This window comes from Microbulbifer sp. YPW16 (assembly GCF_021290385.1).
GTDB classification, from domain to species: Bacteria; Pseudomonadota; Gammaproteobacteria; order Pseudomonadales; family Cellvibrionaceae; genus Microbulbifer; species Microbulbifer zhoushanensis.
Map to the genome: position 1 here is coordinate 3,724,901 of NZ_CP089928.1, position 23,457 is coordinate 3,748,357.

Annotated in this window: 22 protein-coding genes; 15 read left to right on the top strand and 7 right to left on the bottom strand. The window is 63.6% G+C overall.

All coding sequences use genetic code 11. The features are described from left to right. Nucleotide 1 precedes the first annotated feature (1 nt). The 14 genes from truA to LVE68_RS16165 all read left to right on the top strand — a co-directional run bounded on the left by truA (nt 2) and on the right by LVE68_RS16165 (nt 15,761). Entirely contained in the window at nt 2-883 is an 882-nt protein-coding gene (gene truA, locus LVE68_RS16100) for a tRNA pseudouridine(38-40) synthase TruA (protein ID WP_232941459.1), read from the top strand. Between the two features lie 91 nt (nt 884-974). Beyond that, entirely contained in the window at nt 975-1,595 is a 621-nt protein-coding gene (locus LVE68_RS16105; protein WP_232941460.1) for a phosphoribosylanthranilate isomerase, read from the top strand. Between the two features lie 54 nt (nt 1,596-1,649). After that, entirely contained in the window at nt 1,650-2,867 is a 1,218-nt protein-coding gene (gene trpB / locus LVE68_RS16110; RefSeq protein ID WP_370636692.1) for a tryptophan synthase subunit beta, read from the top strand. A gap of 77 nt (nt 2,868-2,944) precedes the next feature. Next, entirely contained in the window at nt 2,945-3,754 is an 810-nt protein-coding gene (gene trpA, locus LVE68_RS16115; protein WP_232941462.1) for a tryptophan synthase subunit alpha, read from the top strand. A gap of 196 nt (nt 3,755-3,950) precedes the next feature. Further along, complete coding sequence (gene accD / locus LVE68_RS16120) at nt 3,951-4,805, top strand: acetyl-CoA carboxylase, carboxyltransferase subunit beta (RefSeq protein ID WP_232941463.1); 855 nt, start codon at nt 3,951-3,953, stop codon at nt 4,803-4,805. Nucleotides 4,806-4,922: 117 nt separating this feature from the next. Beyond that, nucleotides 4,923-6,188 carry a bifunctional tetrahydrofolate synthase/dihydrofolate synthase gene (gene folC, locus LVE68_RS16125; protein ID WP_232941464.1) on the top strand — a complete coding sequence of 422 codons (1,266 nt, stop codon included), beginning with the start codon at nt 4,923-4,925 and terminating at the stop codon, nt 6,186-6,188. Continuing rightward, nucleotides 6,175-6,792: an SPOR domain-containing protein gene (locus LVE68_RS16130; RefSeq protein ID WP_232941465.1), complete on the top strand. Its 618-nt coding sequence runs from the start codon at nt 6,175-6,177 to the stop codon at nt 6,790-6,792. Before folC ends, LVE68_RS16130 begins: the two co-directional genes overlap by 14 nt. 162 nt (nt 6,793-6,954) lie before the next feature. Further along, nucleotides 6,955-7,446 carry a CvpA family protein gene (locus tag LVE68_RS16135; RefSeq protein WP_232941466.1) on the top strand — a complete coding sequence of 164 codons (492 nt, stop codon included), beginning with the start codon at nt 6,955-6,957 and terminating at the stop codon, nt 7,444-7,446. 44 nt (nt 7,447-7,490) lie between these two features. After that, nucleotides 7,491-8,978: an amidophosphoribosyltransferase gene (gene purF, locus LVE68_RS16140; protein ID WP_232941467.1), complete on the top strand. Its 1,488-nt coding sequence runs from the start codon at nt 7,491-7,493 to the stop codon at nt 8,976-8,978. A gap of 226 nt (nt 8,979-9,204) precedes the next feature. Continuing rightward, complete coding sequence (locus LVE68_RS16145; protein WP_232941468.1) at nt 9,205-10,389, top strand: O-succinylhomoserine sulfhydrylase; 1,185 nt, start codon at nt 9,205-9,207, stop codon at nt 10,387-10,389. 183 nt (nt 10,390-10,572) lie between these two features. Further along, the gene (locus LVE68_RS16150) at nt 10,573-11,484 is read left to right on the top strand and encodes an AAA family ATPase (protein ID WP_232941469.1); all 912 of its coding nucleotides are present in this window, start codon (nt 10,573-10,575) and stop codon (nt 11,482-11,484) included. A gap of 5 nt (nt 11,485-11,489) precedes the next feature. Next, nucleotides 11,490-12,488 (top strand): DUF58 domain-containing protein, encoded by a 999-nt coding sequence (locus LVE68_RS16155; protein WP_232941470.1) that lies wholly within the window; start codon nt 11,490-11,492, stop codon nt 12,486-12,488. Further along, entirely contained in the window at nt 12,488-14,497 is a 2,010-nt protein-coding gene (locus tag LVE68_RS16160) for a transglutaminase TgpA family protein (protein WP_232941471.1), read from the top strand. Before LVE68_RS16155 ends, LVE68_RS16160 begins: the two co-directional genes overlap by 1 nt. Before the next feature lie 25 nt (nt 14,498-14,522). Next, nucleotides 14,523-15,761 (top strand): MFS transporter, encoded by a 1,239-nt coding sequence (locus LVE68_RS16165; protein WP_232941472.1) that lies wholly within the window; start codon nt 14,523-14,525, stop codon nt 15,759-15,761. A 35-nt stretch (nt 15,762-15,796) separates the two neighbouring features. Here LVE68_RS16165 and LVE68_RS16170 read toward each other — a convergent pair whose 3' ends face one another. The 3 genes from LVE68_RS16170 to LVE68_RS16180 all read right to left on the bottom strand — a co-directional run bounded on the left by LVE68_RS16170 (nt 15,797) and on the right by LVE68_RS16180 (nt 19,737). Continuing rightward, complete coding sequence (locus tag LVE68_RS16170; protein ID WP_232941473.1) at nt 15,797-17,551, bottom strand: sugar phosphorylase; 1,755 nt, start codon at nt 17,549-17,551, stop codon at nt 15,797-15,799. A gap of 17 nt (nt 17,552-17,568) precedes the next feature. Then, complete coding sequence (locus LVE68_RS16175) at nt 17,569-18,792, bottom strand: glycosyl transferase (RefSeq protein WP_232941474.1); 1,224 nt, start codon at nt 18,790-18,792, stop codon at nt 17,569-17,571. Between the two features lie 87 nt (nt 18,793-18,879). Further along, on the bottom strand, nt 18,880-19,737 hold the full coding sequence (locus tag LVE68_RS16180) for an HAD-IIB family hydrolase (RefSeq protein ID WP_232941475.1): 858 nt from the start codon (nt 19,735-19,737) through the stop codon (nt 18,880-18,882). Nucleotides 19,738-20,035: 298 nt separating this feature from the next. On the opposite strand from LVE68_RS16180, the gene LVE68_RS16185 reads away from it, so the two are divergent. Then, nucleotides 20,036-20,338 (top strand): DUF3175 domain-containing protein, encoded by a 303-nt coding sequence (locus tag LVE68_RS16185; protein ID WP_232941476.1) that lies wholly within the window; start codon nt 20,036-20,038, stop codon nt 20,336-20,338. Between the two features lie 39 nt (nt 20,339-20,377). On the opposite strand, the gene LVE68_RS16190 is transcribed toward LVE68_RS16185, so the two are convergent. The 4 genes from LVE68_RS16190 to LVE68_RS16205 form a co-directional block, all read right to left on the bottom strand. Then, nucleotides 20,378-21,028 carry a glutathione S-transferase family protein gene (locus LVE68_RS16190; protein WP_232941477.1) on the bottom strand — a complete coding sequence of 217 codons (651 nt, stop codon included), beginning with the start codon at nt 21,026-21,028 and terminating at the stop codon, nt 20,378-20,380. Between the two features lie 133 nt (nt 21,029-21,161). Continuing rightward, nucleotides 21,162-21,539, bottom strand: coding sequence for a nuclear transport factor 2 family protein (locus tag LVE68_RS16195; RefSeq protein ID WP_232941478.1), 378 nt, complete (start codon nt 21,537-21,539; stop codon nt 21,162-21,164). A gap of 147 nt (nt 21,540-21,686) precedes the next feature. Further along, nucleotides 21,687-22,142 (bottom strand): nuclear transport factor 2 family protein, encoded by a 456-nt coding sequence (locus LVE68_RS16200; RefSeq protein WP_232941479.1) that lies wholly within the window; start codon nt 22,140-22,142, stop codon nt 21,687-21,689. Between the two features lie 341 nt (nt 22,143-22,483). Beyond that, complete coding sequence (locus LVE68_RS16205) at nt 22,484-23,227, bottom strand: glycine zipper 2TM domain-containing protein (RefSeq protein ID WP_232941480.1); 744 nt, start codon at nt 23,225-23,227, stop codon at nt 22,484-22,486. Nucleotides 23,228-23,457 lie beyond the last annotated feature (230 nt).

Sequence of the window (23,457 nt, forward strand, 5' to 3'; positions counted from 1 at the left end):
AATGCCTTCCGAGTACCAGTACAAGCCCAATGGCGAAGTGCCCCCCGGCGAGCAGCTGCCCGCGGGCCTGCGGCGTATCGCCGTGGGCGTGGAATACTGCGGCGCCCACCTGCACGGATTCCAGAAGCAGAAATCCGCCGCTGCCACCGTGCAGGCCTACCTGGAAAAAGCCCTGTCGGCGATCGCGGCCGAACCGGTGACGCTGGTCTGCGCCGGGCGCACCGATGCCGGCGTTCACGCCACCAACCAGGTGATTCACTTCGATACCGCGGCGATCCGGCCCGCGCGCGCCTGGGTCCAGGGCGTGAACACCAAGTTGCCGGATGCGGTGCGGGTACGCTGGGCGCAGGAAGTGCCGCCGCAGTTCCATGCGCGTTTCTCCGCGCGCGCGCGCAGCTATCGCTACCTGATCCACAGTGCGCCGACACGCTCGGCCCAGGCCGCGGCCGAGGTCACCTGGACCCAGCACCCGCTGGACCTCGAAGCCATGCGCACCGGCGCCCGGTACCTGCTGGGGCGGCACGATTTCAACAGTTTCCGCGCCAGCCAGTGCCAGGCCAAGAGCCCGGTACGGGAAGTCACCCGGCTGGACCTGGCCAGGGTGGGGCAGCTGATCGTCATTGAAATCAGCGCCAACGCCTTCCTGCACCATATGGTGCGCAATATCACCGGCGTGCTGATGGCGGTGGGGCGGGGCGAGCGGCCGCCGGAATGGGTGGGCGAAGTGCTGGCGGCGCGGGACCGCACCGCCGGCGGCGTTACCGCGCCGCCGTTTGGACTCTACCTGGTGGACGTGCAGTACCCGGCGGAGTTCGGCCTGCCGGCCAGCGAACCCGGTCCAATGCTGGTGCCGCTGCCCCTGGGCGGCCTGGTTTCCGGCTAGTGGCCGCCGGGGCCGCGTTTCGCGGCCGGTGCCGATCTGCTAACATCGCTTCCTCCCTATTTTTTGAACCACCGGTCGGTTGCGTAACGCGATGCAAGTGAAAGTGTGCGGGATTACCCGCGCGGACGATGCGGAGATGGTTGCCCGGGCGGGTGCGGATGCCCTGGGGCTGGTCTTTTATGAGCGCAGCCCGCGCCATGTTACCGCGCCGCAGGCGGTCTCCATTGCGGCGGTGGTACCGCCGTTCCTTACCCTGGTGGGCCTGTTCGTCAACGCCAGTGCCGATGAAGTGAACCAGGTGCTGGCCAGGGTGCCCCTCAACCTGCTGCAGTTCCACGGCGATGAGACCGCAGACTACTGTGAGCAATTCGGTCGTCCGTATATCAAGGCCCTGCGTATGAAAGACGACCTGGATGTTGTGGCCGCCATGGCCGGGCATCCCGGTGCGCGGGGATTCCTGCTGGACGCCTACCGTCCCGGGGTGCCCGGTGGCACGGGCGAGTCCTTCGACTGGCAGCGGGTGCCACAGGACAGTGGCCAGCAGATTGTCCTCGCCGGTGGACTGACACCGGATAATGTGGCCACGGCCATCCGCACTGCGCGCCCCCAGGGCGTGGACGTGAGCGGCGGCGTCGAGTCGGCGCCGGGCATCAAGGATGCCGACAGGGTTTACACCTTTATCACCGCGGCGCGGCAGGCGTTAAACGATTGAGCGGTCCTTCCGGCAAAGCCATTTGCGGGACCAGCGGTAACAGGAGCAGTGAGAGTGAGCGATAAGAAGTCGGTGGATTATTCAGCCTTTCCGGATGCGCAGGGGCATTTCGGTCCCTTTGGTGGCCGTTTCGTGTCCGAGACACTGATCGGTGCCCTGGATGAACTGCGGGAGATGTACAACAGCCTGAAGGATGACCCGGAATTCCGGGCGGCCTTCGACTACGACCTGGCGCACTATGTTGGCCGGCCTTCGCCGCTGTACCTGGCCGAGCGCCTGACCGCCGAGGCGGGCGGCGCGCGAATCTGGCTCAAGCGCGAGGACCTGAACCACACCGGCGCCCACAAGGTGAACAACACCGTGGGCCAGGCGCTGCTGGCCAAGCACAGCGGCAAGCGCCGCGTGATCGCCGAGACCGGCGCCGGCCAGCACGGCGTGGCCACCGCCACGGTAGCGGCGCGGCTGGGTCTGGAGTGTGCGGTGTATATGGGTGCGGAGGATGTGAAACGCCAGTCCCCCAATGTCTACCGCATGAAGCTGCTGGGTGCCGAGGTGATCCCGGTGGAATCGGGCTCCAAGACCCTGAAGGATGCGATGAACGAGGCCATGCGGGACTGGGTCACCAACGTCGATGACACCTTCTACATCATCGGCACCGTGGCCGGCCCGCACCCGTACCCGCAGCTGGTGCGCGATTTCAATTCGGTGATCGGCCGCGAGGCGCGCGCCCAGAGCCTGGAGGAGTTCGGCCAGTTGCCGGACGCGCTGGTGGCCTGTGTGGGCGGTGGCTCCAACGCCATCGGCCTGTTCCACCCGTTCCTGAACGACAGTGACGTGAAAATGTATGGTGTCGAGGCCGGTGGCGAAGGCCTGGCCAGTGGTCGCCATGCGGCCCCGCTGAACGATGGTGTGCCGGGGATCCTGCACGGCAACCGCACCTACCTGATGGAGGATGACGACGGCCAGATTATCGAGACGCACTCGGTTTCCGCCGGCCTCGATTACCCGGGGGTAGGGCCCGAGCACGCCTGGCTGAAAGATATCGGCCGCGTGGACTATGTGGTGGCGGATGACCAGGAGGCGCTCAATGCCTTCCGCATGCTGACCCGCAAGGAGGGTATCCTGCCGGCGCTGGAGTCCAGCCACGCGGTGGCCTATGCCCTCAAGCTGGCCGCCGGTATGTCGCCGGAGCAGAACATTGTCGTGAACCTGTCCGGGCGCGGCGACAAGGATATTTTCACCGTGGCCGCTATCGACGGCATCGAGGTCTAGGGACCTGTGCGGCGCGGGCCGCGAAAAGAATTGCAGAAGTGGCGCCGCGATGGCGCGGATCAACAGGAATTGAGCGAGTGACACAAGACAACCGAATCGACCGCCGTTTTGCCCGCCTGCGGGAAGAGGGCCGCAAGGCCCTGGTGACCTACCTGGTGGCGGGTGACGGCGGCCCGGAAAACACCGTGCCGCTGATGCACCAGCTGGTGGCCTCGGGCGCCGACCTGATCGAGCTGGGGGTGCCTTTCTCGGATCCCATGGCCGAGGGCCCGGTAATCCAGCGCGGGCACGAGCGCGCCCTTGAGTACAAGACCTCCCTGCGCAAGTGCCTGGAGATGGTGCGGGAATTCCGCCGGGAAGACAGCGACACACCCGTGATCCTGATGGGTTATGCCAACCCGATCGAGAAAATGGGCGCGGAGCCGTTTGCCGACGCGGCGCTGGATGCCGGTGTCGACGGCGCCCTGACGGTGGACCTGCCGGCGGAAGAGGCGGGCCCCCTGAGCGAAATGCTGAGCGCGCGCAACCTGCGCAATATCTTCCTGCTGACCCCCACCACCAGCGAGGAGCGTATTCGTGCGATCACCGGCCTGGCCAGCGGGTTTATTTACTATGTATCGCTGAAGGGCGTCACCGGGGCGGGCAACCTGGACCCGGAAGCGGTGCGTGAGAACCTCGAGCATATCCGCGGCTTCACCGACCTGCCGCTGTGTGTGGGTTTCGGTATCCGCGACGGCGCCTCTGCCCGTGCGGTCAGCGAGGCCGGCGACGGTGCCGTGGTGGGCAGTGTACTGGTCTCGGCCATCGGCGAGGCAGCCGACGGTGCGGCGGCCCGGGATGCCGTGGCACAGCTGGTGGGAGGGATTCGCCGGGCGCTGGACGCCTGACCCCCGGGTGGGCGAGGCGAACTGTGACAGAGGTTTGCACATCGCCCGGCAGTTGTGACCGGCTGGCCAGAAAGCCCCTGTGGGCGGCTGAACTGGCTGCACCCGGAAATGGTGTTAGTGTTTTAATTCTCGTCCTCAAAGCCACCGGCCAAGGACATGACTTTGGCCCTCAGAAGCATCGGGATTTGGAAACAAAATGAGCTGGTTAGAAAAAATCGTTCCTGCGGTCATTCGCACCGAGCGCCGTCCCGGCGCCAGCAAGGTCCCGGAGGGAGTGTGGAAAAAGTGCGTCAAGTGCGACGCCATGCTCTACCGGCCGGAGCTCGAGCGCAACCTGGATGTATGTCCCAAGTGCGACCACCATATGCGTATCGGCGCACGGCGCCGGCTGGACATCTTCCTGGATGAGGAGGGGCGCGAGGAGCTGGCTACCGACGTGGTGCCCGTGGATCGCCTCAAGTTCAAGGATGTAAAGAAATACAAGGACCGCCTGACCCAGGCGCAGAAGAATACCGGCGAAAAGGATGCCCTGATCGCCATGCGCGGTACCCTGGAGGGCAAGCCTGTGGTGGCGGTGGCCTTTGAGTTCGCCTTCCACGGTGGCTCCATGGGCTACGTGGTGGGTGAGCGCTTCACCCGTGCTGCCCAGCTGGCGTTGGAAGAGCGCATCCCGCTGGTGTGTTTCTCGGCTACCGGCGGTGCCCGGATGCAGGAGGCCCTGATCTCGCTGATGCAGATGGCCAAGACCTCCGCCGTGCTGGAAAAAATGAAAATGGCCGGCGTGCCCTATATCTCGGTGATGACAGATCCGGTATATGGTGGTGTGTCCGCCTCCCTGGCCCTGCTGGGCGATATCAATGCCGCCGAGCCTGGCGCGCGGGCGGGTTTTGCCGGGCCCAATATCATTGAGCAGACCATCCGCCAGAAGCTGCCCAAGGGCTTCCAGCGAGCCGAGTTCCTGCTCGATCACGGCGCGATCGACATGATCATTCCCCGCAACGACATGCGGACCACCCTCGCGCGCCTGCTGGGCAAGCTGTCCGGCGCCTGATCCTGATCCCGCGGGTGCGTCCGGTCGCACCCGCGTTCTCCCTCCCTGGCCCTTTCCCTGTTACCGTCGCCGCTCTCGCGGCATACTGGGCCCGGCAATATCGTTACGGGGTTTCCCATGAGTGAACTGCAATCCTGGCTCGAGCGGCTGGAACGGCTGCACCCGACCGAAATTGAACTGGGCCTCACCCGGGTCGCCGCTGTGGCCCGGGAACTGGGTGTGGAGAAGCCGGCGCCGCGGGTGATCTCTGTAGCCGGTACCAACGGCAAGGGTTCCTGCGTGGCGACCCTCGAGGCGCTGTTGCTGGCCGGCAACCGGCGCACCGGGGCCTACAGCTCACCGCACCTGCTGCGATTCAATGAGCGGGTGCGCATCGACGGCCGCGAGGCGACCGACACGGAGCTGGTCGAGGCTTTTGAGCAGGTGGAGGCCGCCCGCGGCGACACCAGCCTGACCTATTTCGAATTCACCACACTGGCGGCCCTGTGGCTGTTCCAGCGCGCCGGGGTCGACGTCGCCCTGCTCGAAGTAGGGCTGGGTGGCCGCCTGGATGCGGTGAACCTGGTGGATGCAGACCTGGCCGTCATCACCAGCGTGGCAGTGGACCACGAGGCCTGGCTGGGCAGCGACCGGGAGGTAATTGGCCGCGAGAAGGCCGGTATCCTGCGCCCCGGCAGCCCCTTTGTCTGTGCCGACCCGGAGCCGCCGCTGTCGGTAGTTTCCGCGGGTGCCAGCATGGGGGCCGAAGGCTACTTCCTGGGCTCCGAATACCACCTCGACGATGACTGCTTCCGCTTCGGTGAGCGGGAGATTCGCATACCTGCGGATATTGCGCTGCCGCGTCTCAGTATTGCTGCCGCGCTGGCGGCGCTACTGGTGCTGGACGCCATGCCGGCGGTGGCGGATGAGGAGGTGACCGGTATCCTGGCCGGCCTGCAGCTGCCCGGCCGCTGCCAGCGCCTGCGGTGGCGGGGCCGGGAACTGTTGCTGGACGTGGGCCACAACCCGGCAGCCGCGGCCTACCTGGCCCGATGGCTGGCGGAGCACCCGGTGGCGGGCCAGACCCGGGCGCTGGTGGCGGCAATGGCCGACAAGGACCTGGTGGGCCTGTTTGCGCCGCTGGCGCAGGTGGTGGACGCCTGGTGCCCGTCCCTGCTGCCGGGCAATGACCGGGCCGCCGGCTGCGAGGCGCTGCTGGCGGGGCTGGAAGCGGCCGGGGTGCCTTCCGCGCGGGTCAGTGCCGACTGCCCCGCCGTGGCGGCGGCAATGGACCGCCTGGTCGCCGATACCGGGAGCGATGACAGGTTGCTTGTTTTCGGTTCTTTCTTTACCGTTGCAGAAGTTTTACAACACGTACGAGATGACATCGATGGCGAGTCGTGATCGCGCCCCGGGTAAGCGGGGGCGCCTGGACGATGGCTTCAAGCAGCGTATCGTGGGCGCGCTGGTATTGGCTGCGCTCGCGGTGATATTCCTGCCGTCCCTCTTCGATCGCGAGGGGGCGCGCTATATCGATGTCACCAGCCAGATCCCGCCGGCCCCGGATATCCAGCCGATCCGGATCGCCGAGCCCGAACCAGTGGCCGATGCCGCCCCGGCACCGCATCCCGATGACGCATTCCAGCCCGCCCTGGCCAGTGAACCCGCTGAGCCCGAGCCGGCCCCGGCGGAGCCCGCCGCCGAAGCGGACCAGCAGGCACAGCCGGGGAAGGTGGCCGATGCACCGGTGCTGGATGCCCGCGGCCTGCCAGTGGCCTGGGTGGTGCAGGTAGCTTCCTACAGTCGCGGTGACCGGGCCGAATCCCTCCGCAACCGCCTGATGGACGAGGGTTACAAGGCTTTTACCCGCGAAGTGAGCACGGACAGGGGGCGCTATACCCGCGTGTTCGTGGGTCCCAAAACCAGCAAGGCCGATGCCGGTGTGGTCAAGCGGGAGCTGGACCAGCTGCTGGACGTGCAGACGCTGGTGCTGCGCTTCAAGGCATGATGCGGGACCACGCGGTCAGCATTGTGAAATCCCATTGCCAAATGCCATATACATTGGGCTGCAGCTCCTAATGATCCATGCTTTTGCGAACAGCTTCACGCGCCGGGTCCGGTAAGTTAGAATGCGCGCTTCTCGCGGCAGCTGCCGAGGCAGGTAGGTTGAATGAATTGGGCTGACTGGACCATCCTGGCTATCGTGGCCATTTCCACGCTGATTGGTCTCAGCCGGGGATTCGTACGCGAAATCCTCTCCCTGCTCACCTGGGTTGCCGCCTTTGTGATCGCCATGATGTTCCGCGATGAGCTCGCCCCACTACTCTCTATGGTAGATACCCCTTCCCTGCGGGCGATAGCAGCCTTTGCCATCCTGTTCCTGTTCACGCTGCTGGCCGGTGCCGGCCTGAATATGACGCTGTCGGCTTTTGTCGAGGCCACCGGCCTGTCGGGGACCGACCGCACCCTGGGAATGGTTTTCGGCCTGCTGCGGGGCACCATCATCGTGCTGGCACTGCTGATACTGGCACCGGCGCTGATTCCGGTGGAGGGGGACACCTGGTGGCAGGAGTCGACGCTGATTCCCCATTTCCTCGAGTTTGAGGATCACGCACGGCGGGCCGCCGAGGCGATCCAGGACTTTTTTGTAGAATTGTTTTAACCGGGCGGCGCAGCTGCCCCAAGACGACCAGTAGGGCTAAGACTATGTGTGGTATTGTCGGTATCGTCGGTAAGAGTGACGTCAACCTGCAGTTGTACGATGCACTCACCCTGTTGCAGCATCGCGGCCAGGACGCAGCCGGCATCATGACCTGTGACAAGGACCGCCTGAACCAGCAGAAGGCCAATGGGCTGGTGCGGGATGTGTTCCGCGCGCGGCATATGCAGCGCCTCACCGGCAACTTCGGCATCGGCCATGTGCGGTACCCCACCGCCGGCAGCTCCGGGCCGGCCCTGGCCCAGCCGTTCTACGTCAACTCCCCCTACGGCATTGCCATGGCCCACAATGGCAACCTGACCAACGTCCGCGACGTGGTGGAAGAGATCTACCTGCAGGACCTGCGCCACATCAATACCGATTCCGATTCCGAAGTGCTGCTCAACGTGTTCGCCCACGAGCTGCACAAGCAGCACAAGCTGCAGCCCAAGGCGGAGGACATCTTCACGGCCATGCGCGCGGTCAACAAGCGCGTCCGTGGCGGCTACGCCTGTGTGGCGATGATCGTCGGCTACGGCATCGTCGCATTCCGCGACCCGCACGGTATCCGCCCGCTGGTGTACGGCAAGCGCGAGACCGACAAGGGCACCGAGTACATGGTGGCCTCCGAATCCGTGGCGCTCGACGTGGGCGGCTACACCCTGGTGCGGGATGTGGCACCGGGAGAGGCCATTTACATCGAGCTGGACGGCACCGTGCACTCGGAGATCTGTGCCGACAACACCTCGCTCAATCCCTGTATCTTCGAGCACGTGTACTTTGCCCGTCCCGATTCCATCATGGATGGTGTGTCCGTACACAAGGCGCGCCTGCGCCAGGGTGAACACCTGGCTGAGAAGATCCTGCGCGAGCGCCCCGACCACGATATCGACGTGGTGATCCCGATTCCGGACTCCGCCCGTACCGCCGGGCAGACTGTCGCCCATAACCTGGGGGTGAAATTCCGCGAGGGGATGGTGAAGAACCGCTATATCGGTCGCACGTTCATCATGCCGGGCCAGAAGCAGCGTAAAAAATCCGTACGCCAGAAGCTCAATGCCATCGAGCTGGAATTTCGCGGCAAGAATGTGTTGTTGGTGGACGACTCCATCGTGCGCGGCACCACCTGCAAGCAGATTATCCAGATGGCCCGTGAGGCGGGCGCCGCCAAGGTTTACTTCGCCTCCGCCGCGCCGGCAGTGAAGTACCCGAATGTCTACGGCATCGATATGCCCTCCGCCCAGGAGCTGGTGGCCCACGGTCGCACCACTGAGGAAATCTGCGAGGAGATCGGTGCTGACTGGCTGATCTACCAGGACCTGGAGGACCTGGTGGAGTGTTCGGCCGAGGGCAACGACAAGATCGACGAGTTCGATTGCTCGGTGTTCAACGGCGACTACATCACCGGCGATGTCGACGATGATTACCTGGAGCAGCTGCACGCTTCCCGCAACGACGAGGCGAAGAACGAGAAGGGCAACCAGAGCGCACTCTGAACCGGCTGCTTGCAGCCGGAACCTGGAAGGAGCGGCCGCTGGCCGCGAAAACACCGGGGCAATTGCCAGCTTCGTATCTCCTCCTCCCCTGGCCCGGCGCAGTCCGGGCCAGTCTCTTCCGCCTTCCTCGTGCCCAAGCCGCCCTTACCGGGGATTGGCAGTTTATTATTCTGCCGCCATCGTTCATCATTGACTGTTCACGACTCATCGGTACCCGGGACGGTTTATGTTCGAAGACGACGATTACTCCCTGGAGACCCTGGCGGTTCGCGCCGGGCAGGTGCGCTCACCGGAGGGCGAGCACTCCGAGGCCATGTTCCTCACCTCCAGTTATGTTTTTCCCTCTGCGGCCGAGGCCGCCGCGCGTTTTTCCGGTGAATCCCCCGGCAACGTCTATTCGCGCTATACCAATCCCACCGTGCGTATGTTCGAGGAACGTATCGCCGCGCTAGAGGGCGGCGAAGCCGCGGTGGCCACTTCCAGTGGCATGGCGGCGATCCTGAGCCTGTGTATGGCACTGCTGAAAAGCGGTGACAAGGTGATCTGCTCGCGCAGCGTATTCGGCACCACCACGGCACTGTTTACCCGCTACATGCAAAAATTTGGCGTGCGCGTGGCATTTGTCGATCTCACCGATATGCAGGCCTGGCGCGAGGCGCTGGACGGCGATACGAAGCTGTTGTTTATGGAGACGCCGTCCAACCCCCTGTGCGAGGTGGCGGACATCCGCGAGCTGGCGGAGCTGGCCCACAGCGCCGGCGCCCAGCTGGTGGTGGATAACTGTTTCTGTACCCCGGCACTGCAGCGCCCGCTGGAGCTGGGTGCGGACATCGTGGTGCATTCCGCCACCAAGTACCTGGATGGGCAGGGCCGCTGCGTCGGCGGCGTCGCCGTGGGCAGCAAGGAAGTCATGGACGAACTGGTGATCTTCCTGCGCACCGCCGGCCCCAGCATGAGTCCATTCAATGCCTGGGTATTCCTGAAGGGCCTGGAAACGCTGGGTCTGCGCATGCAGGCGCATTCCAACAACGCGCTGGCGCTGGCCTGGTGGCTGGACGAGCAGGATGCGGTTGAGAAGGTAAATTACACCGGCCTGCCCAAGCACCCGGGTCACCTGCTGGCAGCCAGCCAGCAGCGCGCCTTCGGCGGTGTGCTGAGCTTCCGCGTGCGCGGTGGTCGGGAAGAGGCCTGGAAGGTGATCGACGCCTGCCGGATCTTTTCTGTTACCGCCAACCTCGGTGATGCCAAGAGCACCATCGTGCACCCGGCCACCACCACCCATGGCCGTCTCAGTGAAGAGGACAAGGCCCGCGCCGGGATTACCGAGAACCTGATCCGGGTCTCGGTGGGTCTGGAGAATGTCGACGACTTGCAGCGCGACCTGGCCCGCGGCCTGGCGACGCTGGCGTAACTGGCACTGCCCCAAGAGGGCGGCGGCGCCATTTGTGCGTTGTCGCGCAGAGTCGCGCAGGCATCAACCTATCATTACAGGTTGTTGCCATCGAAAGTCCTGTGCCCCGCGCTGTAAAGCGGCTGGCGGGATCGGCGGGGATGCCCGCCACATGTAGAAAAACCGAGCTGTAATGGATTAGCCGTGCAAAAAATCATTTCCGCAGTCGTCGCCGATATCGGCAAGGTGTTACTGGGCAAGGACCACCAGGTAAAACTGGCCCTGGCCTGCCTGCTCTCCCGCGGGCACCTGTTGATCGAGGACCTGCCCGGCATGGGCAAAACCACCCTGGCCCATGCCCTGGCGCAGGCACTGGGCCTGTCCTACAAGCGGGTGCAGTTCACCAGCGACATGCTGCCGGCGGATATTGTCGGGGTTTCGATCTTTGAGCGCGACAGCGGCAGTTTCCGTTTCCACGAGGGGCCGGTATTCAGCCAGCTGTTGCTGGCCGACGAAATCAACCGCGCCTCGCCCAAGACCCAGAGCGCCCTGCTGGAGGCCATGGAGGAGCGCCAGGTGAGTGTCGATGGCGAGACCCGCCCATTGCCACAGCCGTTCTTCGTCATCGCCACCCAGAACCCCATGCACCAGTCCGGTACTTTTAGCCTGCCGGAGTCCCAGCTGGATCGTTTCCTGATGCGTATCAGCCTGGGCTACCCGACCCGCGAGGCGGAACGGGCCCTGTTCCAGGGCGTGGATCCCCGCGAGCAGCTGCGGCAGCTGCGGCCGCGGCTGGACCGGGCCGGGCTGGCGAAGCTGCAGGCACTGGTGGGGCAGGTTAAAGCCTCGGCCAGCCTGCTCGATTATCTCGAGCGGCTGGTACTGCACACGCGCCAGAGCCAGGAGTGCCCGGTGGGACTGTCGCCGCGCGGGGCGCTGGCGCTATTGCATGCGGCGCGGGCCTGGGCGCTGATTCACGCCCGTGGGCATGTGGTGCCTGAGGATATCCAGGCAGTGCTGCCGGCAGTGGCGGGACACCGCCTGCAAAGTGAAAGTGGTGACGGCGCGCAACTGGTGGAGCGCCTGATTCGCCAGGTCGACGTCATCGCGGCCTGACCGGCATGGCAATTCCCCCCAACGCGCAGGGCGATACGACCGGTTCCTGGCGCAGGCGCTGGCGCCTGCTGATGTCCGACTGGCTGGACCGGCGTGCGCCGCCAGCCTCGCAGGTAGTGCTGGACCACCGACGGCTGTTTATCCTGCCCACCCGCGCCGGGCTGGCGTTCCTGCTGGTAATCGTCCTGTTGTGGCTGCTGGCCACCAACTACGAGAACAACCTGGTGTTCGCCCTCGCATTCCTGCTCGCCAGCCTGTTCGCAGTGCTGCCGCTGCATACCTTTGCCAACCTGGCCGGCCTGGAGATTCGCCTGCTGGATACCGGCACCGCGTATGCCGGGGACTTTGCCACCGCACGACTGGCGGCGGCACGGGGCAAACAGCGCCCGGGAGAGCATATTTCCATCGGCTGGCGGGAGTCCGAGCCGGTAACCCTGCAACTGGAAGCGGGGCAGGAAACCGAGGTGGAGATCACCCTGCCGGTGGTGCGTCGCGGCCTGGTGCGCGCACCCCGCCTGCTAATCGAGAGCCGTTTCCCGCTGGGACTGTTCCGTTGCTGGAGCTGGGTCGACCTGGATGTTGAGTTCCTGGTCTACCCCCAGCCGAAACCGGCCGGCCCCCTGCCGCTGGGTGAGTCACTGGCAGAAGGGGAGGCGGAGCAGAAGCGCCGCGGTGGCGATGATTTTTCCGGGTTGCGTCCCTACCAGCCCGGCCACTCGTTGCGCCAGGTGGCCTGGAAGCAGTTTGCTGCAGGCCGCGACCTGCACAGCAAGGATCATGAGACCGGTGTGGACAGCCGCCTGTGGCTGGACTGGGACCTGCTCGGGGGCCGGGATGTGGAGACCCGGCTGAGTAACCTGTGTCACTGGGTGCTGGAGGCAGACCGCCAGCAGCTGGCTTATGGCCTGCGACTGCCCGGCCGTGTGATAGAGCCCGGTGGCGGCGATGTCCACCGTCGGCAGCTGCTGGCGGCATTGGCGCGCTTTCCGGTGCAGGGGGTCTGATGGCTTATTCCGGACGACTACCGCGCGAAAGCCTGTTGTGGATATTTGCGGCACAGTTCGCCGTCCTGTTGCCGCACTTCGCGCGCCTGCCACTGTGGATTGTCGCTGGCTGGGTACTGGCGGCCTGGTGGCGGGCCGAGGTTTCCCGCGGGCGCCGAGAGCTGCCGGGCAGAATGATCAAGCTGGTGGCAGTTGCCTTGGTGGTCGGCGGCCTGGTGTTGTCCTACGGGCATTGGTTTGCGCTGGAGCCCATGGTGGCGCTGCTGGCCGTATCGTTTACCCTCAAGAACCTGGAACTGGTAACCCGGCGGGATGCGTTCCTCAGCCTGTTGCTGGCGTATTTTGTCGCCGCGACCCTGTTTATTTTCGACCAGGGAATTCCTCACGCCATATACGGGGTGCTGGCGGTCCTGGTGGTCACCGCCGCGCTGGTGGCGCAGGCGGGGGCGGGCAGTGCGAGGCCGCGGCGTGCGCTCGGGTTGTCTGCGCGCCTGCTGGCGCAGTCAGTACCCCTGATGCTGCTGTTGTTCCTGGTCATGCCGCGCCTGGGGCCGCTGTGGGCGGTGCCGCAGGAGGATGCCTCCGCCACCACCGGGGTTTCGGACAGTATGTCGCCGGGGGACTTCGCCAACCTGTCCAAATCCGACAAGCCGGCGCTGCGGATTACCTTTGACGGGCCGGTGCCGCCACCGGAACAGCGCTACTGGCGCGGCCTGGTGTATGCCGATTTCGATGGACGTCGCTGGAGCCAGGGCTTTGGTGTGGACCCCCGCGAGGGCGGCCAGGTGTTCTGGCGCGATAATGAGGTGGCATTACCCGAGGTCGGTCCCCGTTACCGCTACCAGGTGATCCAGGAACCCACCCGCAGCCAGTGGTTGTTCGCCATGGCGCGCCCGCACTCCGCTACCGACGGGGTGGGGGAGACCCGCGACGATCGCCTGGTGCGGTCGGAGCCGGTGTTCAGTCGCCTTGCCTACGAGGTGCGTTCCTGGCCACGTGACAGCATCAATGAAGTGACGCCAATGGGTGATTTTGACCGGCGGCGCAACCTGCAGCTGCCGGACGGCGGAAATCCCCGTGCCCGGGAGTGGGCCGCTCGCCTGCGGGCGCAGGGACTGTCACCCAGCGAAACCTCCGACGCGGTGCTGTCGTTCTTCAATCAGCAATTTACCTATACCCTCGCGCCACCTTCACTGGGTGCGGATACCGTCGATGGATTCCTCTACGATACCCAGCGGGGCTTCTGTGAGCACTTTGCCGGCAGCTACGTGTTCATGATGCGCGCCGCGGGCATTCCGGCGCGTGTAGTGGCCGGCTACCAGGGCGGTGAGTGGGTCGAGGGGGAAGAGTACCTGCTGGTGCGCCAGTACGACGCCCATGCCTGGGCCGAGATCTGGACCGGTGAGCGCGGCTGGCAGCGGGTGGATCCCACTGCTGCAGTGGCGCCGGAGCGGGTACGCAATGGCCTGCAGACAGCCGCGGCGGATGAGTTTATGCGCGATGCGCTGGTGCCCTTACACCGCTTCCCGGTCCTGAAGCGGTTGCAGTTGCAGTGGGATATGATCAATTACCGCTGGTACCGCACGGTGGTGGGCTTTGACAGCCAGCGCCAGCAGGACCTGCTGCGCGAGCTGCTGGGCCAGGTTACCAGTGCGCGCCTGGCACTGCTGGTGGCGCTGCCCGCGGTGGGGGCGCTGCTGGGTATCTGGGCCTGGTTGTGGTTCAGTGGGCGAGGTCGCAGGGCACCGCCGGCGGCCCGGCTCTACCGGCGATTCTGTCGCCGGCTGGCCCGCTACGGTGTGGAGCGCCGCCCGGGGGAGGCACCGGCGGACTTCGCCGCCCGGGTAGGGCGGGAGTTACCGCACCTGGGCCCTATGGCGCGGAGTATCACCACGGCCTACCAGCGGGCCGCCTATGCTGACGACCCGGCCGCGCTGGTACAGTTGCGCCGCCTGTTACGCGGTTTCTGGCCGCGATTGCGTCGTGGACCGGCCCCGGGGCAGGGGTGAGGTAAACCATGTTCGGATTCAAATAATGTCGCTGATCAGCTTGCCGGCCAGGTTACACGCGTTCCTGGCAGGGTACGGATGTACGTCACTGGCCACCGGGCTGCAGGTAATCCTGTTGCCCTGGATCGCGGTGGCGGTGGTGGAGCTTCCGGCACTGCACCTGGGCTGGGTACAGGCCTCGGTGCTGCTGCCCAACCTGCTGTTCCTGCTGCTGGGCGGAGTACTGGCGGATCGCCGCGATGCGGCCTCGGTGGCGGCCATCGCCTGCCTGGGGCTGGCGGCCTGCCACGGCGCCCTGCTGTGGTATTTCAGCCTGCGACTGCCAGACCTGGCGGTGCTGTTGCTCTACGGTGTGGGCCTGGGGGTGTGCACGGCTTTCCTGCAACCGGCGCGGGATAACCTGGTGCAGCGCAGCGCCCACAATGACACCGCGCCGGTTTCCCACGACCGGGTGCAGGCCACGGTAACCTGGATGATGCTGGCCCAGTATGGCGGCCAGGCGGTGGGAATGCTGTTCGCCAGCCGTTTTGACCAGTGGGGCGTCGTCCCCCTGCTGTCCCTGCAGATCGGGGTGCTGCTGGTGGCCGCTGCGCTGCTGTATTCCCTGCGTTTTCGCACCTCGGCGCGGCCCTTCGAGCGGGTGCTGCCACTGGCACTGATCCGCGAGGGCGTTGAGGAGGCGTGGCGCAGCCCGGCCCTGCGCGAACTGATCGCACTGGTGGCCTTCAATGGCTTTGTCCATATCGGTGTGTTCCTGGTGGTACTGCCCCTGCTGGCGGCTGACTACGGTCGCGGTGCCAGCTATTACGCCACCCTGCAGCTGGCGTTTGTGGCCGGCACGGTGCTGGCGACCATCGTGATGTTGCGGCGGGGACAGGGTGATGCGCCGGGGCGGGGCATCCTGATGTGCCTGCTCTACAGCGCGGTGTTGCTCGTGGGGATCAGCATTGGCCCCACGGCCATCGGCCTGCTGTTGTTATGTCTCTGCTGGGGCGCGGTGGCGGCCGCCTCGGCCGCCCTGGGGCGGGCCATTGTACAGCTGCTGGCACCGGCCGAGGTGCGCAGCCGGATTATTTCCATCTACCAGCTGGCCCTGTTCGGCAGCGCCGCCCTGGGCGCCCTGGGCGCGGGAACCCTGAGCGAGTATGCGGCGCCACTGACCACGCTGCTGTGGGCGGGCATCCTCAGTTTTGTCGCCTTCGCCCTGGCTGCCCTGAACGGTTCCCTGCGCCGCCTGCGGGTATCTGCCGATACCGTGCGCTAGCGGCAGCTAAGGCCCCTGGGGTTGCGTCCCCCTTGTTACCAGCGGTTGGTAATCCATAGCGTCTGGTAGGGCGCCAGGGTCACCGTATCCAGCATATCGTCAAACACCTGGTCACTGATCAGGTCTTTCCAGGCATCGGTGCCGATCAGGTTGATGCTCGACAGGTTAATGGTCTGCTCGGTGTCGGAAATATTGTTGATACAGAAAATGCTCTGGCGGCGGTCCATGCTCTGGCGCCAGAAGGCGAAGAGCTGCTCCCCCAGGTGCAGGGTGAACTGGGTGGCATTGGGGTGGAACGCCGGCTGGTCGCGTCGGATTTTGATCAGCCGGCGCAGGTGGTTGAAGACCTGGTGGTGCTTGGATTCCGGATCCGCAAGTTCCCGGTTCAGGTCTTCTTCCCGCCACTGCCGCCGGTTGATGGCGCGGTTGTGGCCATGCTCCTCGACGCGCTGGTAGTCGTTGGTGCTGCCCACCAGGCTGTGCAGGTAAAAGGCCGGGATTCCCTCCAGGGCCAGCATGATGGCGTGGGCACAGACGAAACGCTCCAGCTGCAGGCCATCCTCACCGGCGGTGGTGCCGCGCATGGCGTCGAACAGCGAGATGTTGATCTCGTAGGGCTTGCGGTTACCGTCATCCAGTGCACGCCAGGAAATCTTGCCGCCGAAGTTCTCCATGGTCTGGATCAGAACCTCCTGCTCTTCCTCGCTCAGCAGCCCCTCTACCGGTCGCAGGCCAATGCCGTCGTGTGAGGCGATGAAGTTCAGGTAGGTGGTGCCATTCTGTGCCGGCGGCATACTCATCAGCCAGTTCTTCAGGTGATGGTTGTTGCCTGATACCAGGGTATTGACCAGCAATGGCGGCAGGGAGAAGTTGTAGATGCAGTGCGCCTCGTTGGCATTGCCGAAATAGGACAGGTTCTCGCGGTTGGGAATATTGGTTTCGGTGATGATGACCGCATTCGGGTCCGCGTGTTCGATCAGGGTTCGCAGGAGCCGCACGATCTCATGGGTCTCCTCCAGGTTGATACAGCTGGTGCCGATTTTCTTCCACAGGAAAGCCACGGCATCCAGCCGGAAAATGCGCACACCCATATCCAGGTAGAGCCGGATGACATCAACCATTTCCAGCAATACTTCCGGGTTGCGAAAATTCAGGTCGATCTGGTCGTGCCCGAAAGTACACCAGACACAGCGCATTTCATCCCCGTTACTCACTGCCCGCAACAGCGGTGTGGTGCGTGGGCGCACGACACCGGACAGGTTCTCGTTCGGGTGTACACAGAAAAAGTATTCGCGGCCGGGGGAGATGTCTTCCTGGAAATTCTTGAACCACTGGTGCTCCGCCGAGCAGTGGTTGATGACCAGGTCGGCCATCAGGTGAAAGTCGGTACTGATGCGCAGGATATCGTTCCAGTCCCCCAGGCCCGGTTCCACCTGCTTGTAGTCGATCACCGCGAAGCCGTCGTCACTGGAGTAGGGGAAGAACGGCAGGATATGCACGCTGTTGATCAGCATGGTGAAGTGGGTCTTGAGAAAGTGGTGCAGCGTTTTCAGCGGATGCTGCCCCTTGCGCTGGATCGTATTGCCGTAAGTAATCACGACAATATCCGTCTGGTCCCACAGGTTCTTGTGGGCAATCGGTGTCTGGCATTCCTCGTCCAGGCGCATGACCCTCATCAGTCGCTGCGCCAGTGTGGCCCCGTCCTGGTCGGGATAGATGACCGCCAGGTGTTCGCAGAGTCGTTTCTGCAATACTTCGCGGATGGGCATGTCTTCAGTCAGTGCGTTCATCGGTGCTTCCCGGCCTGTTATGTTCCGTATTCCTCGTAGTCCATCTCCACCGCGGACTTCAGTTCCTGCAGGAACTCCGGTGCGGCGCTGGTGATGCGGCTCCAGCTGGGGATAAAGGGGGTCTCCATCGGGTTTTCCAGGAAGGTCTGCCCGGCCTTCATCAGGTTGCGCGCAAACAGCTCCACAGTCTGTTCCTCGCGGTGGATATCGAAATCGAGCCCGTTGATGATGGCATCGTTGCGATAGGTCTCGACAAAATCCAGCGCAATGCGGAAGTAGGTGGCCTTGATACTGCGAAAAGTCTCGGTGGAGAACACCGTGCCCTGGGTGGCCAGCTTGCGGAACAGTGACTTGGATATATCGATGGACATCTTCGACAGGCCCGCCTCCTGGTCGTCAAAGGAAACCTTCTGGTGCTTGTGGTCGTAGCGGTGGGCGATATCCACCTGGCACAGGCGGTTGGTGGAATAGTTGCGGTGCATCTCTGACAGCACACCGATTTCCAGCCCCCAGTCACTGGGAATCCGCAGGTCGTTGATCACGTCCCGGCGGAATGAGAACTCGCCGGCCAGGGCATAGCGGAAGCTGTCCATATAATCGAGGTACTCGGTGTGGCCATAGATCTTTTTCAGGGTACGGATCAGCGGCGTTACCAGCAGGCGGCAGACCCGGCCGTTGATCTTTCCCGACGCCACGCGCGAGTAATAGCCCTTGCAGAACTCGTAGTTGAAGTTGGGATTGGCGATGGGGTAGAAGAGCCGCGCCAGCAGCAGCCTGTCGTAGGTGACGATATCGCAGTCGTGCAGGGCGATGGCCTCGCCGCGGTTGGAGGCGAGGATATAGCCCAGGCAGTACCAGACATTGCGCCCCTTGCCCGCCTCCCGGGGCGCCAGGCCGCGGGCCTCCAGCTTGGCGTCCAGCTCGCGCAGGCGCGGGCCGTCATTCCACAGTACCCGCACGTGCTGGGGCAGCACACTGAACTGGCGCAGTGCGTCGCGATACTGGGCTTCGTCGGCACGGTCCAGGCCAATCACGATCTCGGACAGGTAGGGTACCTGCTTCAGCTGCTCGAGGATGGCCGGCAGGGCCTCGCCTTCCAGTTCCGAGTAGAGGGAAGGCAGCAGCAGGGACATGGGACGCTGGCGGGAGAATTCCATCAGTTCCCGTTCCATCTCGTCCTGCGTTCGGTTGGAGAGGTTGTGCAGGGTGGTAATGGAGCCGTTCTGGAAAAAGTCGGTCACGGGCGCCTCCTGTAGGGGCTGGTAGATGGCCATGCTGGTGGCCTGGGTATTCTCGTTTTCTGGCGCTGGGTCAAAGCTGTGGTGGTGCTATTTATTCCGTTCATCAGTTGGAGCGAGCAGTGGTGCGATGCACTCGTGCCAGCCCGCCGGGCCCTCCTGCTCACTGGTGAGTACCAGCCGGGATGCTGTCTCCTCCAGCTCCGGTGGCTGGCGGTGGGGGCCGCGCACAATCACGGCAATATTCGCCACCGCGAGCATATCCAGGTCGTTGGGGCTGTCCCCGGCCGCCACCAGCCCATAGTCACCCGGTTGTGCCCGGCGATAACATTCGAGCAGCTGCAGGGTTGCGCGCCCCTTGTCGGTGTCACCCAGCAGGTGCAGGAAGCGGCCACCCTCCAGGGTGGCGAGCCCGGCTTCGCGGGCACGGGCACAGAAAGCCCGTTTTTCCCGATCCGTGCCGCGCCATAGCAGCGGCTCGGAGTAGTGACGTGTCTGTGCCGCCGCAGCCTGCTGCGGCGCCAGGCCGGTGGCGTCCACGATCTCCTGCAGTGTGGCATTGGCAAAGCCCAGGTAGGGTGAGCCGTGCGTTCGTGTATCGCGGTCCAGGTAATCCAGCAGGTCCCGGCGGGGCTTGCCTGGTTCCAGCACCCAGAAGCCGGCCTCTTCGCGGGCCCCGGGCAGGGGTTCCGGGAAGTAACCGACGGGGATAAAGATGGCCGAGCCATTTTCGACAATAAACGGGTGGTGGTTGCCCAGCTCCCGCCGGATCTCGATCATCTCGTCGCGGGTCTTGCTGCTGTTGAGGATGACCGGGACTTCGCGTTGGTCCAGCTCGCGCAGCAGCCCGTCGACCGGTTCATGGGAATAGGTGAAGTGGTCCAGCAGGGTGCCGTCCAGGTCACTGACCACCAGCCAGTGCTTGTCGTGCGTTTTTTCTTGCGCCATTGCCACGTCGATCCGGGTCACTCTGTTACAGCCTGTACGTAAATAGAATCCAAAAATAGTGCCAGTCTGGGATTATGAGCCAACAAAATGCCCGGCAGGCGCCATCGCGGTGCGCTGTGGCACCTGATTGCTTTTGTGTCTGGAGAGTCGCTGATCTTTACTGATCAGGTGCTGCAGTTTGGTGAAAGTCGGCCGCACACGATCAAGCGGTATGCCTTATATTGGCGCATTTTGGCCTGGATGCCGCTATTTGCACCAACTCAGTGCATAGCGACAGCCGGACCAGGTGGAGGGTGATATGGCGGGTAAGCGCAGGGGAAAAAACGATGACAAGGAGAAATGGTCGGACAAGGTAACCCGCACCAGCGATGCGCTGGACCTCCAAGAGGGTGTATTCACCCTCGATGACCCGGCCGAGATTGCCCGCTCCCTGAAACGCTCGGCAGAGGCCAGTGAGCGACGCAAGTCCGATCCCTACCGTTCTGCCATGTCGATGCTGACCTTCTATATCAACCGGGCGGGGAGCAAACTGCCGGAAGAGAGGCGGGCGGTGCTGGAACAGGCCAAGGAGGAGTTGCGTCGGGTGTTTGGCCGCGAGTGACCGGCCGTCGCGCCTATGTGCAGGCTGTGGCAAGGAAAATCACAGATTATCCTTATCCGCCGCAGTGAAATGCGCCATCTGGTCCGAATATGCTTTCATAAACGCGGGCCGGTCGACAGCGCGCGCGACATAGTCACGGCAGGCAGGGAATCCAGCGAGCCCGTCGAACCTGGCCACAAGACGCAGTACATCCGCCATGGCTATATCGGCGACCGAGAAGGTGCCGGCCAGCCATTCGCACCCTGCCAGCACCTGTTCCATATGCCGGAGCCGCGCATCGAGGAACCCATCCAGGTGTTTCCGTCCCGGCGTTTCAGTGTTGTCACCGGAAAAAATGAATATTGACCACGGCAGGCTGGCCGCCTCAACCGAGTTGAGCGCAGCGAATAGCCATTTAATCACCTCGCTGCGGGCGCCTGGCTCAGTTGGCATTAGCGTGTCACTGTGCTCTCCCAGATGGAACAGGATCGCGCCACTCTCGAAAATTGAGGTCTCGCCGATGGTCAGCCAGGGCACCTGCCCGAAAGGCTGGTTCGAGAAATGCCCGGTATCCCTTGCACGAAAGGGCACACTCTCAACACGGTATGGCAAGCCGGCTTCTTCCAGTGCCCAGCGCACGCGAATGTCACGCACGTATCCCCTGGGCATATCGGGGACCCAGTCGAAAGTGGTGAGGATCAGTTCGGTCATTGGGTATCTCCTTTTGCGAACCCCTCTATCCAGAGCGCTCTGGTACCGCAGGAGAAGTTGAAAACGCCGTGTACCGGGGCAGATTATTCAGGTGCCTCGTACAGGTTAAAAGCTATTCAAATGCAATGTCCAGTCAGGGCTGGAGTTCGAACGGGGCCACCTTTGTGCCCTGGTGGTAAACCATCTTCCAGGATCCGTTCTCCAGTCTCCATATGGATGTTCTGTATGAGAAAGTCCCGGTATCACTTCCTGCCTTCTTGATAAAAGCCCTGTGCACTGTTTGTGTGACGCCATCCCCAAGAATACGAAACTCCCTGTCCTGCGTTTGTGCAGACCAATCGGCATCCTGCGGCAGTTGCTCGAGAAGCTCTGCGAGCCCAAAGCAGGCACCGCTGGCGCCGATCTCCCTGAAGTCGCCAGAAATCAATTCCCTTAATTTCGTGCGAGATCGTCGTACGGAAGTATTCAGTAAAGATTTTTCCTTGCTGATGATCTCTTCTTGGAGGGACATGTGCCTGGAACCTGGTTGTTCGGGGTGCCCAACCGGTGTCAGTGAAGTTTGCCCCCAGCTTCCCGTACCGAGAGCGGACCCCCGCAACCCGAAAATAGAGTTATTGGTTCTACGCATATAGCGAACCGCTAGAGCCAGTGTGTCGGGCTAGGACTTCTGCCGGCTGGTATCGTGAAACTGCCACAGTACGTTGATGATTTTCCAGTCGCCGGCTCTGGTCTTGTACAGGTGCATGTAATCGATCCACTCATCTACTGTGAGCTTTACTGAGGCCGTCCTCTGGTCAATATCAAAAATCTCGATTTCGACTTTCGGTTCCTCGGGAAACCGGTCACCGTCCTTGTTGTAGGCCGCCGCCAGCTCCAGCATGTCCTCGTAATCCGTTTCTAGGATGAACTCCTTGCCCTTGTCGTCCAGCCAGTAGGTTCTCTTGGCCAGGTCCCTGTCGAGCCCTCTCTTTGCCAGGCCCGGCTGAACCTTGTGCTGTGACTCGATATAGTCCAGTACGGCTCTCCTGATACTCTCCTCATCGGTGGGCGTGCCTGCGTGGGAAACTGCTGACACCATGAAAGTCAGGGTCAAAAGTACCAATACCTTGAACATAAAAATCCCTTTCAGTGTAAAAAGCTTTTCTTTGATACAGGGAGGGCCCTGTCATTATTCCCGGGCCCTTCACTCGGGCTTATGGCCGTGTTCAGGGGCAGCCCTCGCCACGAATAAATTGTATCTAGCCATAAATGGCCGGCGATGGCTATGACCGGGTGGCGGGTGCAGGAGTGCCGTGGGAGCAGGTTCGCATTATGCGGGTAGGGCCTGCGGGCACGGGGACGCGTTGGTGTCGGGGAGCGGGTGGTTTGGCGGGAGGTCAGGGTGCGGGGAACCGCAGCCGGGCCCTTCCTGAGGAGGGGCCGGCGGTTGTGGCCGGCCCCACCCAGCGGGGAGATTTACAGGGACTGCACCCAGGTGCCGTCCGGGCGGCGGCAGGCGGAGCCCTGGGTTACCACCGGCTCGCCGGAGCCCATCACCTCGGCGGTGAAGGGGCGGCAGTAGCTGTCGCCGCGCTGGTGGACCGGGCCCGGGGTGACCGCGTAGCGTTCATTGCCCTGCTGGCTGTCCCAGGTGATGCGTTCGCCCTCGGGAGCGAATTCCAGTGCCTGGGCCACGCAGGCCTGGTTGCGCTGGTCCATGCGCTCGCCGATCTTGCCGCCGATCAGTACGCCGGCAATGGCGCCGCCGATGGTGGCGGCTGTCCTGCCGCGGCCGTCACCGATCTGGTTACCGATCACGCCGCCGACTATGCCGCCCAGTACGCTGCCCACTTTATCGCTGTTGCAGCGGGTCGCGGTGGCCTGCGGTGCGGGGCGCCATTCCGGGCGGTACTCCGGTTCCGGCGCGCGCTGGTCGAACCAAGGCGGCAATACGGCCACTGCGACGCGGTCATGGTGGTGGTCGTCGTAGTAACGGTCGCCGCGGCACTTGCGCTCTTCCTTGTAGTCGCCGTCGCGCTCCCATTTGCGCTCCACCTTGCAGTTGCCGTCCCAGTACTCTTCCTTGCGGACATAGTGCTCATGTTTGTGCTTGTGCTTGTGGTGCTTCTTCCAACCGCGGCCCTCCGGTGGCTCGGCGAATACGGCAGCGGAAAGGCTGCCGCACAGGATCAGGGAAGTCATTATCGCGAGCTTTTTCATGGGCCCCTCGTTGCTTGAATTTTGATCTAATGGTTTGTCGTCGGTGTGCCTGGTGCTGGGGCACCCGGGGCGCCGGCGTATTGGTGTGTTTTCAGGCGCCGGTCGTAAGTCGCCAATTTTACCAATTGGTTCCATCGTATTGGAGGGTGGGGGGCAGGGGATGCGACCGGGGTCACCCTTTTGGATGACCGGTCAGGGAGAGCAGTGCGTCCGCCGGGGCTGCATACCCC